Below are 13,653 nucleotides of genomic sequence, written 5' to 3'. Positions count from 1 at the left end.
TTATAAGTCGCTGATACACCGCCTTCGCGAGCAGGCTCGCTCCCACAGGGAAATTCGTTACTGCTTAAATCGGGCTATCGAGATTCAGGTGCAGGTTGTCGATCAACCGCGTGGTGCCGAGGAACGCCGCTACCAGAATCACCAGATCGCGATCTTCCGCCGTCGCCGGACGCAAGGTCAGGCCATGACGGATTTCCAGATAATCCGGACGCAGCCCCGCCGCTTCCAGCACCTGCAACTGCGCAGCGATCAGCGCCGGGTAATCACGCTCACCTTGTTTAATCGATTCCGCAATGCTGCTCAGCACGCGGTAGACCACCGGCGCCACGGCGCGCTGGTCTTCACTGAGGAAGCCGTTGCGTGACGACAGCGCCAGACCGTCCGCTGCACGCACGGTCGGCTCGCCGATGATCTGGATCGGCATGTTCAGGTCATGCACCAGTGCGCGGATCACCGCCAGTTGCTGGTAATCCTTCTGGCCGAAGATCGCCAGATCCGGTTGGACCATGTTGAACAGCTTGCTCACTACGGTCGCCACACCTTCGAAGTGCCCCGGACGGCTGGCGCCACACAGGCCTTCGGACAATTGCGGCACGCTGACCCGGGTTTGCCCGGCCATGCCGTCCGGGTACATCTCTTCAACCGTCGGCGCGAACAGCAGGTCACAACCGGCTTCGAGGAGTTTTTCCTGATCGGCGGCGAGGGTGCGCGGGTATTTGTCGAGGTCTTCGCCGGCGCCGAATTGCAGCGGGTTGACGAAAATACTCGCGACCACGAAATCCACTCGCTGCGTAGCCTTGGTGATCAATGCGACGTGGCCGCTGTGCAGGTTGCCCATGGTCGGCACGAAGCCGATGCGCTTGCCTTCACTGCGCGCGCGGGCGACGGCGGCGCGCAGTTCGCGTACGGTTTTGACGGTGTTCATGCAGAGAATCCGTGTTCGATGCCAGGGAACGTGGTGGCTTTGACTTCGCTGACGTAAGCCTTCAGCGCGGCCTGGATGCTGTCCTGACCTTGCATGAAATTCTTGACGAATTTGGGTACGCGGCCGGTGATCGACAGGCCGAGCATGTCGTGCAATACCAGTACCTGGCCGTCGGTGGCGTTGCCGGCACCGATACCGATCACCGGAATGCCCACGGCCTGGCTGATTTCTGCCGCCAGTTCGCTCGGCACGCACTCAAGCAACAGCATGGCCGCACCGGCCTGCTCCAGCGCGATCGCATCGGCACGCATCTGCCGCGCCTGGTTCTCATTGCGGCCCTGCACTTTATAGCCACCGAGAATGTTCACTGCTTGCGGGGTCAGGCCCATGTGCGCACACACCGGCACACCGCGCTCGGCGAGCAGGCGGATCGACTCCGCCAGCCACAGCTGACCTTCAACCTTGACCATGTGCGCGCCGGCCTGCATCAGCATGGCGCTGTTGTTCATGGTCTGTTCGAGGGTGGCGTTGGCCATGAACGGCAGGTCGGCGAGGATCAGGGCATCGCCATTGCCACGCTTGACGCTGGCGACGTGATAGGCCATTTCCGCCGTGGTCACAGGCAGGGTGCTGTCGTGCCCCTGCAGGACCATGCCCAGGGAGTCGCCGACCAGCAGCACTTCGACACCGGCCTCATTGCAGGCATGGGCGAAGGTCGCGTCATAGCAGGTCAGCATGGTGATTTTTTCACCTTTCTGCTTGAGGCTCTGGAGCGTGGTCAGGGTGATGGCTGGCATGTAAAAAATCCTCGTTCAGGCGCTCTGGAAACTGCTGCGAGTCACGCGCGTGATTCTTCATCTACTCAGGCGCACGGTCTTGTGTCGTGCTTTGAAAGGCCTGGATTGCGCCCGTTCATGCCGGGTTGGCGGCAGCGGGACGCCTATAGTCGTGATGAGCCAACAGGAAGTCAATTGCGTGTGTTACCGCCTTGTTACGCGGGCGGTGTTACCGGCGTTACTGATGCGATTCAGCGGCGCGGCGGGCCTGATTGGGGGGATTTTTGTCTGACAAAAACTGGAGATTGGCAAGTGACCTGTGGCGAGGGGATTTATCCCCGTTGGGTCGCGGAGCGGCCCCATGTTTGTATGCAGCTTGGTCAGATTTGGGCCTGCTTCGCAGTCCAACGGGGATAAATCCCCTCGCCACATAACCACATTTCACAGAAGATTTTTGTCAGGGCTGGGAGAGGCGTTCGAGGCCGACGAACGGGCAGGCGGCCAGCAGGGCGGGAAGGGTGCGGCCATCGGCGAGACGCAGATTCTGCGGCGCCAGCTCAGCCAAGGGATAGAGAACGAACGCCCGCTCCTGAATCTGGTAATGCGGGACCTTCAGCCGTGGCTCATCGATCAGGCGATCGCCGAACAGCAGAATATCCAGATCCAGCGTGCGTGGCCCCCAGCGCTCAAGACGCTCGCGGCCCTGAGCATTTTCGATCGCTTGCAAGGCGTCGAGCAGCTCGATCGGTGCGAGCGAACTGTCGATCGCGGCGACGGCGTTGGTGTAACGCGGCTGGCCCGGCAGCAGCGAATCGCTTTGATAAAAGGCTGAGACGCCGGCAAGACTCGTCTGCGGCAATTGCCCCAGCGCCGCGATGGCGCTGCGCAACTGGTCGGCCGGGTCAGCGAGGTTGCTGCCCAGGCCGATGTAGATGCGTTCCATCGCTTACTCGCCCGTCGCGCTCGAAGCACCGGCGCGCTTGCGCTTGGAACCGCCGCTGCGGCGACGTTTGCGCGGTGCGCCGCTGGCATCGTCGCCCTTGCCGCTGAGGTCGCGGATCATGTCGCGACGCTCGCTGTCATTGGCGTCCTGATAATCGGTCCACCACTCGCCGAGGCCATCGGTCTCCTCGCCGGCGCTTTCACGCAGCAGGAGGAAATCGTAACCGGCACGGAAGCGCGGGTTGTCCAGCAACAGATCGGCGCGTTTGCCACTGCGGCGTGGCAAGCGTTCCTGCATGTCCCAGATTTCGCGGATCGGCATGGTGAATCGCTTCGGAATCGCGATGCGCTGGCACTGTTCGGCGATCAGCTCATGAGCGGCTTCCTGCATCGCCGGAATCGGCGGCATGCCACGTTCCTGCAGACGCAACACGCGGGCCGGCAGCGCCGGCCAGAGCAGAGCGGCAAAGAGGAACGCCGGGGTCACCGGTTTGTTCTGTTTGATGCGCAGGTCGGTGTTGGTCAGTGCTTCGCTGATCAGCGTGTGGGTGTATTCCGGGTTGTATTCCAGCGCCTCGGCACTGGCCGGGAACAGCGGGGCGAACAGTTGCAAATCAACCAGCATTTCAAAGGTGATCGCGCCGTGCCCGGAGAGGAACAGCTTGAGCACTTCTTCGAACAGCCGCGCCGACGGAATCTCGCGCAGCATCGGCGCCAGCTCACGGATCGGCTGCACGGTGTGCTTCTCGATGCCGAAGTTGAGCTTGGCGGCGAAACGCACGGCCCGCAGCATGCGCACCGGGTCTTCCTGGTAACGCTGCTTCGGGTCGCCGATCAGGCGGATCAGGTGATTGCGGATGTCGTGCACGCCGTTGGCGTAATCGAGAATGCGCTCACTGACCGGATCGTAATACAGGGCGTTGATGGTGAAATCGCGGCGTTGCGCGTCTTCTTCCAGGGTGCCGTAGACGTTGTCGCGCAGAATCCGCCCGCTCTCGTTGCGCGAAGACTGGTTGCTGTCTTCCTCGTCTTCGTTGACCGGGTGATTGGCGCGGAAGGTCGCGACTTCAATGATTTCGCGACCGAAATGGATGTGCACCAGCTTGAACCGGCGGCCGATGATCCGCGCATTGCGGAATTCGGCACGGACCTGCTCGGGGGTGGCGCTGGTGGCGACGTCGAAATCCTTGGGCGTGATGCCCAACAGCATGTCACGCACGCAACCACCGACCAGATAAGCCTGGTAACCGGCACCTTGCAGGCGTTCGACGATATTCACCGCATAGCGGCTGAACTGCGTTTTCTGCAGCGAATGTTGGCCGCTGTTGAGCACTTCAGGGGTGCTGCGGATGTGTTGCGTACGACGCACGGGAGTTCGGAATGACTGGAACAGCTTCTTCAGCATGGGATGCACTGTTTGAAGGAATGTTCGGCCATACCAAAAGAATGACCGCATGATGGGCGCAGATTCTAGCATTTAGTCGGGGGATGGTGTAGGACGCGGCAGATATGAGCTGCAAGCCGCAAGCTGCAAGGGTTGAACGAGGGAAACGGGGAGATTTCACGGAAGGGAGAAACTACAAGGGGAGCCGAAGCTCCCCAAGAAGTAGTTGCGTGCTCTTTTTATTATTGATTCGGGCTTCTTGTTTTTGTTGAGTGCCCTCGCCACGAAGTGTTTCCTTCGTGACCCTCCCAATCGGGAGCCAAGAGCAAACGGATTGCTTTGGTCGCTGAATTGCAGTGATCTGTCGATCCAACCAGTACAGGCTCTGTCTTAGGACAGTTTTTGTTGTTCTCGGCCTGGTCGTGGGGCAAGCCCCAAATACAACGCCTCTCCAAAAGAATCAGTTAGCTGCGCCTCTCGCCGTCTTGTTTTTATTGTGCGTGAGTCGATTCGTCTTATTTTTATTGTCTTGTGCATTGCTTGTTATTGTTCTTGTACCAAACATATAGCAGGGTGCGTGCCAACTTTTGTCTCGCCCAGTAAAACAAGGGGTTAGGTCGATATAACCGTTTTGCAGGGGCGAAAAAAAGCCGGGGTTTCGTTACCGATAACCCCGGCTTCTGTTACGTGAATCGACTGCGGTAACAGTTTTTTCACATTGTCATGCGTTACCCGCGCACGCGGTGGGTAACGCTCAGCTCTCGCTGGCAACCCCGGTCTTGCGCCGTGGAATGCCCAGACGCTGGCGGCGTTCCCACAGGCATTTGCGGCTGACGCCGAGTTTGCGTGCCAGTTCGGTCTCGGTCATGTGGTCCTGATGCTCGAGGACGAAATGCTGGAAATAGTCTTCCAGCGACAGATCCTCGGTCGGCTCATGGCTGCTGTTGCTGGCGTTACCGCCGGTTTGCGGCGGCAGACCGATGAACTCGTCGTCTTCCAGATCGCTCAGCTCGATGTCGATGCCCAGCAGGTCGGCCGAGATCTCCGGGCTTTCGCTGAGAATCACCGCGCGCTCGACAGCGTTCTCCAGCTCACGGACGTTACCCGGCCAGGAATAGTGCCGGATCGCCTGTTCGGCATCGGTGGCAAATTTCAGGTCGGTGCGATTGATCCGCGCGCTCTGGCGAGCGAGGAAGGCATTGGCGATTTCGTTGACGTCGGCGCCACGCTCGCGCAGCGGCGGCAGCTTCAGGGCAATCACGTGCAGACGGTAATAAAGGTCTTCACGGAACTGGCCGATTTTCGCCAGGCTCTTCAGATCGCGGTGCGTTGCAGCGATCAGGCGCACATCGACTTTCTGCGACTGCACCGAACCTACGCGGCGGATCTCGCCCTCCTGCAGAACCCGCAGCAAGCGAGCCTGGGCTTCGAGGGGCAGTTCGCCGATCTCATCGAGAAACAGGGTGCCGCCGTCCGCCGCTTCGACCAGACCGGCGCGACCGGCGCTGGCCCCGGTGAACGCGCCTTTCTCGTGGCCGAACAGTTCGGATTCGATGAGGCTTTCCGGAATCGCCGCGCAGTTCACCGAAATCATCGGCGCCTTGGCGCGTTTCGACAGATTGTGCAGGGCGCGGGCCACCAGCTCTTTACCGGTGCCGGACTCACCCTGAATCAACACGTTGGAGTCGGTTGGCGCGACTTTGCGGATTTTGCTGTACAGGTCCTGCATCGGTGGGCAGGAGCCGATGATGCCAATTTCACCATTGCTGTTATCCACAGAGGCTTTGCCATTGCCGGCGGCAGGCTTGCTCGCCGTGGCTTCGCCGGCAGCTGGCGCCGACTGGCGATCACGCAGGATCCGCGCAACCGCCTGGAGCATTTCATCGTGGTCGAACGGCTTGGCGATGTAATCGACCGCGCCCATTTTCATCGAGTCGACCGCCGAGCGCAGGCTGGCGTAACTGGTCATGATCAGCACCGGGGTGCCCTGGCCGAGCTTGATCAGCTCGGTGCCCGGAGCGCCCGGCAGGCGCAGGTCGCTGACGATCAGATCGAACGTAGGAATGGTGAAGCGTTCTTGTGCTTCCTGCACTGATCCGGCTTCGCTGACCTGGTACTGGTTGCGTTCCAGCAGGCGGCGCAAGGCGGAGCGGATAATGGTTTCGTCTTCGACGATCAAAATGTGCGGCATTGATTCGATACTCTCGACGGTCTCAGTTCACAGCGGACGTCGCTTCGACATGACGCGGTAAGGTCACCCGGATACGGGTGCCGCGTTGGCTTTGTACATCAGCCGGGCTGTCGATGGTGATTTGTCCATAATGCTCTTCAACGATGGAATAGACCAGTGCAAGGCCCAGACCGGTGCCTTCACCCGGATCCTTGGTGGTGAAGAAAGGTTCGAACAATCGGTCCATGATGCTCGACGGAATGCCACTGCCTTCGTCTTCGACGATCAGATCGACCGTGTGTTCGCCGGCTTCGCTCTTGACCCGTACCGCACTGTGCGGCGGCGAGGCGTCGCGGGCGTTGGAGAGCAGATTGATCAGCACCTGGGCAAGCCGTTGCGGGTCGCCTTCGACCCAATGATCGGGATCGCACAGGTTGTAGAACTGCACTTCGAAATTGCGCCGGTTCAGCGCCAGCAGGCCAATGGCGTCCTGCGCGACTTCGGCCAGACACACCGGTTCGTCGTTGTGCTGATGACTGCCGGCATGGGCGAAGCTCATCAGCGACTGGACGATGCGCGAGACGCGTTTGGTCTGCTCGAGAATCTGCCCGCTGATTTCCGTCAGCTCGCCGTCGTCTTCACGCTCTTCGCGCAGGTTCTGAGCCAGGCAGGCGATGCCGGTGATCGGGTTGCCGATTTCGTGGGCCACACCCGCTGCGAGTCTGCCGATGCTGGCCAGTCGTTCGGAATGCACCAGTTTGTCTTCGAGCATCTGCGTTTCGGTCAGATCCTCGACCAGTAACACCAGGCCACTGTTACCCGGGGCCAACGGCTCGTCGATTGCCGCTTTGTGCAGATTCAGCCAGCGGGTCTGACCATCGAGGGCCAGATGCTGTTTGTGCAAATGCTCGTCGGGCAGGTTGATAAAGCCTTGCAGCAACTCTTTCCACGGGTTGGCGATGGTGCTCAAGCGAGAACCGACCACTCGCTGCGCGGCGATGCCGGTAAGCTCTTCCATCGCCTTGTTCCACATCAGGATCTCCTGATCCTTGGCCAGCGAGCAGACGCCCATCGGCAGTTCCTGCAAGGTCTGGCGGTGGTAGCGGCGCAGGGCGTCGAGCTCGGCGGCCAGGCCGGTGAGGCGCGAGTGGTAATCCTCGAGACGGCTTTCAATGAAGTGAATGTCTTCGGTGACGTAGTTTTCGCCGCCAGCCTTATAGGGCAGGAAGGTTTCCACCATATCCTGCGCAACGCTCGGGCCCATCAGGCCGGACAGGTTGGCCTCAATGCGGTCGCGCAAGCGGCGCAAGGCATACGGCCGGCGTTCGTCGAAGGGCAGATACAAGTCGCGCAGCGCTTGCTCGACCTCTTTCTGCGCAGCCTTGGCACCCAGCGGCTTGGCCAACTGCGTGGCGAATTCCTGCGGCGAGGCGGCGTGCAGTTCGCGGCGCTGCGGGCGGCGCACGTTATCCACCGCACAGGCTTCGGCGGCGCTGGCTTCTTCCGGGCTGGCGTTGGTGAACAGTGAGATCAGGGTGAACATCAGCACGTTGGCCGCCAGCGAGGCGATGGCCGCCATGTGCCAACTGGTGTCGTCGAGCACGTAGATCATGTTCAGCAGCGGGATATAGAAACCCTGCAGATTGCCGACCAGCGGCAGCAGCATGGTCACCACCCAGACCGTGATCCCCGCCAGCAGACCGGCAATAAAGCCGCGGCGGTTAGCGGTCGGCCAGTACAGCACCGACAACACCCCGGGCAAAAATTGCAGGGTAGCCACGAATGCGACGATACCGAGGTTGGCCAGATCCTGTTCGACGCCAAGCATCAAGTAGAAACCGAAACCGGCCATGATGATCGCCACGATCAGCGCTCGACGGGTCCATTTCAGCCAGCGGTAGATATTGCCCTCGGCCGGCGGCTGATAGAGCGGCAGCACCAAATGGTTCAGCGCCATGCCCGACAAGGCCAGGGTGGTGACGATGATCAGGCCACTGGCGGCGGACAGGCCACCGACGTAGGCGAGCAAGGCCAGCGGTTTGCTGTTGGCGGCAATGCCGATGCCTAGGGTGAAATATTCCGGGTCGGTGGTGGCGCCGAGTTTCAGCCCGGCCCAGAGAATCAGCGGCACCGCGAGGCTCATCAACAGCAGAAACAACGGCAGGCCCCAACTGGCGCTGACCAGCGAGCGCGGGTTGAGGTTTTCCGTAAAGGTCATGTGATACATGTGCGGCATCACGATCGCCGAGGCGAAGAACACCAGCAACAGTGTGCGCCACGGGCCTTCCTGCAACGGCGTGTGCAGGGCGGCGAGGGCGGTCTGGTTTTGCAGCAGCCACAGTTCGAGCTGTTGCGGGCCGTCGAATACGCCATACAGCGCATACAGGCCAACGCCGCCGAGGGCGATCAGTTTGATGATCGATTCGAAGGCAATCGCGAACACCAGCCCTTCATGTTTCTCGCGCGTGGCGATATGCCGGGAACCGAAGAAGATCGTGAACAGGATGATCAGCGCACAGAACGCCAGCGCCACGCGGCTCTGCACGCGTTCGCCGGTGAGAATGCCGATCGAGTCGGCCACGGCCTGAATCTGCAGGGCAAGCAGTGGCAAGACGCCAATCAGCATGAAAATCGTGGTCAGCGCTCCGGCCCAGGTGCTGCGAAAGCGGAAGGCAAACAGGTCGGCCAGCGACGACAGCTGATAGGTGCGGGTGATCTTCAGGATCGGATAGAGCAGCACCGGCGCCAGCAGAAATGCACCGGATACGCCGAGATAGCTGGACAGAAAGCCGTAACCGTACTGATAGGCCAGGCCCACCGTGCCGTAGAACGCCCAGGCACTGGCATAAACCCCCAGCGACAGGGTGTAGGTCAACGGGTGGCGAATGATCGCGCGCGGGATCATGCCCCGTTCGCTGACCCAGGCAACGCCGAACAGCGCCGCCAGGTACGCGGCGCTGATCAGGATCATCTGGGTCAGGCTAAAGCTCATCGGCATCTTTTTGGCTCTGCAGGATGAAGGTCACGACAATCAGGATCAGCCAGAGCAGATAAGGGCGATACCAGGCGCCCGTCGCGTCGATCCACCAATCCATGATGGCGGGGGAGAACAGGTAGATCCCGACGACCAAAAGCAGGACCAAGCGATAGATGTACATCCCGGCCTCTCTTTTTTATGCGCGTGCCCGAAAACGTGCGGCGATGGTAACGGATGGGCGCGCGACTGCAAGTGTCGTCATTGCAGTTGCGCTTCCGGCAAGGTCAGTGTGCGCGGGATCTTGGCAGCATCCCAATGTGCGCTGCCCCAAGCCAGCAGTTCGCGCGGCGAAGCGTGTGCCAGTTCGGTGCCGGGATTCTGTCCCAATGCACGCAAGGCCCGCAGCAGCAACGGCGTGGCCTGATCAGCCTCAAGCGGCGGCGAACGGTAGGACTTGCCGAGTTTGTTGCCGTCCGGCTGGGTGATCAGCGGCAGGTGCAGATAACGCGGCTGTTTCAGACCGAGCAGTTCTTGCAGGTACAGCTGACGCGGCGTCGAATCGAGCAGGTCGGCGCCGCGCACGATGTCGGTAATGCCTTGCCAGGCGTCGTCGAGCACCACCGCCAATTGATAAGCGTAGAGACCATCGCGCCGACGAATGACGAAGTCGCCGACGTCGCGGCCCAGGTGCTGACGGTATTCGCCCTGCACGCGATCGATGAAGTGGTATTCCAGCTCAGGCACGCGCAGGCGGATCGCGGCGTCGTGCTGATCATGCCCGGCATTGCGGCAAAACCCCGGATAAATCCCGTGATAGGGCTCCAGTTGTTTGCGCGAGCAGGTGCAGGCGTAGGCCAGGCCATGATTGAACAGGCTATCGAGCACTTCGGCATAAGCCGCGTGTCGATCGCTTTGGCGGACCATTTCGCCGTCCCATTCGAAGCCGTAGCTTTCCAGCGCTTTGAGAATCGCCGCTTGCGCACCGGGCTCTTCGCGCGGCGGATCGAGATCTTCCATTCGTACCAGCCAGCGCCCACCGACGGAGCGGGCGTCGAGGTAAGACGCCAATGCAGCGACCAGCGAACCGAAGTGCAGGTGGCCACTGGGGGTAGGGGCGAAGCGGCCGATGTAGGCGGGGGATGTTTTGGCGGTCATGGAGGCGATAAAAGCTATTCAGAATTTAAGCAGGGTATCCCTGTGGGAGCGAGCCTGCTCGCGAAAGCGCTGTGTCAGTCAATAATGAGCTGTCTGAAAGGACGCTTTCGCGAGCAGGCTCGCTCCCACAGAGGCAGAAGCAGGTTCCGCGGGCAAAACACAGAAACAAAAACGGAGCGTTCACACGCTCCGTTTTTCGTTCAGGTCGAGATTACTTGCCGACCTGCTTTTCCTTGATTTCCGCCAGGGTCTTGCAGTCGATGCACAGATCCGCGGTCGGACGGGCTTCGAGGCGCTTGACGCCGATCTCGATGCCGCAGGACTCGCACCAGCCGTATTCTTCGTCCTGAATCAGCTCCAGCGTCTTGTCGATCTTCTTGATCAACTTGCGCTCGCGGTCGCGGGCGCGCAGCTCGAGGGCGAATTCTTCTTCCTGGCTGGCACGGTCGGCCGGGTCAGGGAAGTTGGCCGCTTCGTCTTTCATGTGGTCAACCGTGCGGTCTACTTCCTGCATCAAGTCCAGTTTCCACTTGTTCAGGATCTTGGTGAAGTGCGCGCGCATTGGAGCGCCCATGTACTCTTCACCCGCCTTCTGAACGTAAGGTTCGAAGCCGCTGATCGACGTTTGCTGCTGTTGCTTTGCTTGGGTGGACATGAAATAGACCGCCTCTACTCTTGTAATCCATTGCGCAGGATTGCTCCATCACCGACACCTGCCGGCCCTGCGGCTGCAAGCGGGCGAACTTACCAGATCAATTCGGCCTGCGCTACTCCCGGATGTCGAGCTCCCGGCGGGTGGCGCTTGCAGATGTCTGACAAGCCGTGTCTGTGGGAAGGGAGACCTGTTCAATCACTGATTTTAGTCAATCCTGGAGCGTACGTTCAGATCGTTACAGTCCAGCGTTCTTGAGGCTGTGACCTTCACGGGTTCTCGCTCGTTCCGGCAGACAGGTAGAATCGTCTCTTTTTTCCGTCGAAGGCATTCCAATGGCCCCCTACAGTGCGCGCAGTCGTGCGATCGAACCGTTCCATGTGATGGCGCTGCTGGCGCGGGCCAATGAATTGCAGGCCGAAGGCCACGACGTGATCCATCTGGAAATCGGCGAGCCGGACTTCACCACCGCCGAGCCGATCATTCGCGCCGGCCAGGCCGCGTTGACTGCCGGCAAGACCCGTTACACCGCGGCCCGGGGCATTCCCGAACTGCGCGAGGCGATCGCCGGTTTCTACCAATCGCGCTACGGGCTGAATATCGACCCACGACGGATTCTGATCACGCCGGGCGGCTCCGGCGCGCTGTTGCTGGCCAGTGCCTTGTTGGTCGATCCGGGTAAACACTGGCTGCTGGCCGACCCCGGCTACCCGTGCAACCGGCATTTCTTGCGGCTGGTCGAAGGCGCGGCGCAACTGGTGCCGGTCGGGCCGGAGGTGCGTTACCAACTGACCCCGGATCTGGTGGCGCGGCATTGGGACCACGACAGTGTCGGCGCCCTCGTCGCTTCGCCGGCCAACCCGACCGGAACCCTGCTGACCCGCGATGAACTGGGCGGATTATCCACAGCCATCAAGGCCCGGCACGGACACTTGGTGGTGGATGAGATCTACCACGGCCTGACCTACGGCACTGATGCTGCCAGTGTGCTGGAAGTCGATGACGGCGCTTTTGTCCTCAACAGTTTCTCCAAGTATTTCGGTATGACCGGTTGGCGCCTGGGCTGGCTCGTGGCGCCAGACGCGGCGGTCAGCGAATTGGAAAAGCTTGCGCAGAACCTCTACATCAGCGCGCCAAGCATGGCGCAATACGCTGCGCTGGCCTGTTTCGAGCCCGCCACCATTGCGATTCTCGAAGAGCGCCGCGCCGAATTTGCGCGCCGTCGCGATTTTCTCCTGCCAGCGCTGCGTGAACTCGGTTTCAACATTGCCGTTGAGCCTGAAGGTGCGTTTTATCTGTACGCCGATATCAGCCGTTTCGGCGGCGATGCCTTCGCGTTCTGCCGGCATTTCCTCGAAACCGAGCACGTCGCCTTTACGCCGGGAATGGATTTCGGTCGTTATCAGGCCGGTCATCACGTGCGCTTCGCTTACACACAAAACCTCGCACGTTTGCAGGAAGCCGTGGAGCGCATCGCTCGCGGCTTGAAGAGCTGGCAAGGCTGATGCGCTTTTATCCTGCTCTGGAAGAGGCGCGGCTGATTCGACGTTACAAGCGTTTTCTCGCTGATATCGAGACCGTTAGCGGCGAGTTGCTGACCATTCACTGCCCGAATACCGGTTCGATGCTCAATTGCCAGGTCGAGGGCGGGCAGGTCTGGTTCAGTCGCTCCAACGACCCTAAACGCAAGTTGCCCGGCACTTGGGAAATTGGCGAGACCCCGCAGGGCCGGCTGTTTTGCGTCAACACCGCACGTGCCAACGGCTTGGTCGAAGAAGCATTGCAGGCTGGCGTGATTACCGAGTTGAACGGCTTTACCGCGTTGAAGCGTGAGGTTGCCTACGGACAGGAAAAAAGCCGAATCGACTTCCGCCTCGAATACCCCAGCGGCCCGGCGTATGTCGAAGTGAAAAGCGTCACCCTGGGCTTTGACGGCACGGCGGTGGCGGCGTTTCCCGATGCGGTGACCCAGCGCGGCGCCAAACATCTGCGCGAGCTGGCGCATCTGGCGCGCGACGGCATTCGGGCGGTGCAGTTGTACTGCGTGAACCTCACCGGCATCGATGCCGTGCGCCCGGCCGAGGAAATCGATTGGGCTTACGCCGAGGCGCTGCGTGAAGCGGTCGCCTGCGGTGTCGAGGTGTTGGCGTATGGCGTGCGCCTGGACCACGAAGAAATGGTTATCGACCGCCGACTCGATGTGCGGCTAAACGGTTAAACGTCGATCCAAACGCCTTGTGTATCTTCCCGGCATTCAATTGCCGTGAGCGACTGCCCGGCGCAGGGGCCGGCGACGCATTCGCCGTTCTCGATCAGAAACAGTGCGCCATGGGTGGCGCACTGGATCAGGCTGTTGCTCGGGTCGAGAAACTGGTCGGGCTGCCATTCCAGCCCGACACCCCGGTGCGGGCAGCGATTGAAATAGACAAAGACTTGGCCACCTCGACGCACGGCGAAAAGCTTTTTGCCTTCGATAACGAAACCGCGACTGCCGGCTTCGGCCAGATCGCTGCCGGCGCAGAGAAACTTCATGGCTATCCTCTAATGTCCGCTCGTGTCGGGATATGTCCGAGCTTGACGTTCAAATGCAAACAATTATCAAATGGCGACCTCCTCCCGCAGGGAGTCTGGCCGTTGCCGAGGATACTTGGCTCGCTGCGCCGATGCCCGGG

12 protein-coding genes are annotated in these 13,653 nt (G+C 60.7%); 2 read left to right on the top strand and 10 right to left on the bottom strand.

All coding sequences use genetic code 11. From position 1 onward, the window contains the following. Positions 1-64 precede the first annotated feature (64 nt). The 9 genes from panC to dksA all read right to left on the bottom strand — a co-directional run bounded on the left by panC (position 65) and on the right by dksA (position 10,984). Positions 65-925, bottom strand: a complete 861-nt coding sequence (gene panC, locus KVG87_RS22745; protein ID WP_056790423.1) for a pantoate--beta-alanine ligase — start codon at positions 923-925, stop codon at positions 65-67. Continuing rightward, complete coding sequence (gene panB, locus KVG87_RS22740; RefSeq protein WP_041477826.1) at positions 922-1,722, bottom strand: 3-methyl-2-oxobutanoate hydroxymethyltransferase; 801 nt, start codon at positions 1,720-1,722, stop codon at positions 922-924. The genes panC and panB overlap by 4 nt, the downstream gene beginning before the upstream one ends. Positions 1,723-2,158: 436 nt before the next feature. Beyond that, a complete protein-coding gene (gene folK / locus KVG87_RS22735; protein ID WP_217852692.1) occupies positions 2,159-2,644 on the bottom strand; it encodes a 2-amino-4-hydroxy-6-hydroxymethyldihydropteridine diphosphokinase in 486 nt (161 codons plus the stop codon). A gap of 3 nt (positions 2,645-2,647) precedes the next feature. Further along, positions 2,648-4,048 (bottom strand): polynucleotide adenylyltransferase PcnB, encoded by a 1,401-nt coding sequence (locus tag KVG87_RS22730; protein ID WP_039761624.1) that lies wholly within the window; start codon positions 4,046-4,048, stop codon positions 2,648-2,650. 733 nt (positions 4,049-4,781) lie between these two features. Next, complete coding sequence (locus KVG87_RS22725; protein WP_217852690.1) at positions 4,782-6,218, bottom strand: sigma-54-dependent transcriptional regulator; 1,437 nt, start codon at positions 6,216-6,218, stop codon at positions 4,782-4,784. Between the two features lie 22 nt (positions 6,219-6,240). Further along, positions 6,241-9,195: a sensor histidine kinase gene (locus KVG87_RS22720; protein WP_024014332.1), complete on the bottom strand. Its 2,955-nt coding sequence runs from the start codon at positions 9,193-9,195 to the stop codon at positions 6,241-6,243. Further along, the gene (locus tag KVG87_RS22715) at positions 9,179-9,355 is read right to left on the bottom strand and encodes a hypothetical protein (protein WP_003176118.1); all 177 of its coding nucleotides are present in this window, start codon (positions 9,353-9,355) and stop codon (positions 9,179-9,181) included. The genes KVG87_RS22720 and KVG87_RS22715 overlap by 17 nt, the downstream gene beginning before the upstream one ends. Positions 9,356-9,432: 77 nt before the next feature. Next, positions 9,433-10,329 carry a tRNA glutamyl-Q(34) synthetase GluQRS gene (gene gluQRS, locus KVG87_RS22710; protein WP_076564137.1) on the bottom strand — a complete coding sequence of 299 codons (897 nt, stop codon included), beginning with the start codon at positions 10,327-10,329 and terminating at the stop codon, positions 9,433-9,435. 211 nt (positions 10,330-10,540) lie between these two features. Continuing rightward, positions 10,541-10,984: an RNA polymerase-binding protein DksA gene (gene dksA, locus KVG87_RS22705; protein WP_217852688.1), complete on the bottom strand. Its 444-nt coding sequence runs from the start codon at positions 10,982-10,984 to the stop codon at positions 10,541-10,543. Between the two features lie 332 nt (positions 10,985-11,316). On the opposite strand from dksA, the gene KVG87_RS22700 reads away from it, so the two are divergent. Then, a complete protein-coding gene (locus KVG87_RS22700) occupies positions 11,317-12,486 on the top strand; it encodes a pyridoxal phosphate-dependent aminotransferase (protein ID WP_217852686.1) in 1,170 nt (389 codons plus the stop codon). Beyond that, positions 12,486-13,199, top strand: coding sequence for a DNA/RNA nuclease SfsA (gene sfsA, locus KVG87_RS22695; protein ID WP_122706084.1), 714 nt, complete (start codon positions 12,486-12,488; stop codon positions 13,197-13,199). Before KVG87_RS22700 ends, sfsA begins: the two co-directional genes overlap by 1 nt. Here the strand turns inward: sfsA and KVG87_RS22690 are convergent. Beyond that, positions 13,196-13,513 (bottom strand): Rieske (2Fe-2S) protein, encoded by a 318-nt coding sequence (locus KVG87_RS22690; protein ID WP_217852684.1) that lies wholly within the window; start codon positions 13,511-13,513, stop codon positions 13,196-13,198. The two genes, sfsA and KVG87_RS22690, sit on opposite strands and share 4 nt — an antisense overlap. Between the last annotated feature and the right edge of the window lie 140 nt (positions 13,514-13,653).

Source organism: Pseudomonas siliginis, from assembly GCF_019145195.1.
GTDB lineage: Bacteria > Pseudomonadota > Gammaproteobacteria > Pseudomonadales > Pseudomonadaceae > Aquipseudomonas > Aquipseudomonas siliginis.
The sequence above is the reverse complement of the archived record's forward strand: the minus strand, read 5'-3'. Positions and strand labels throughout refer to the sequence as shown.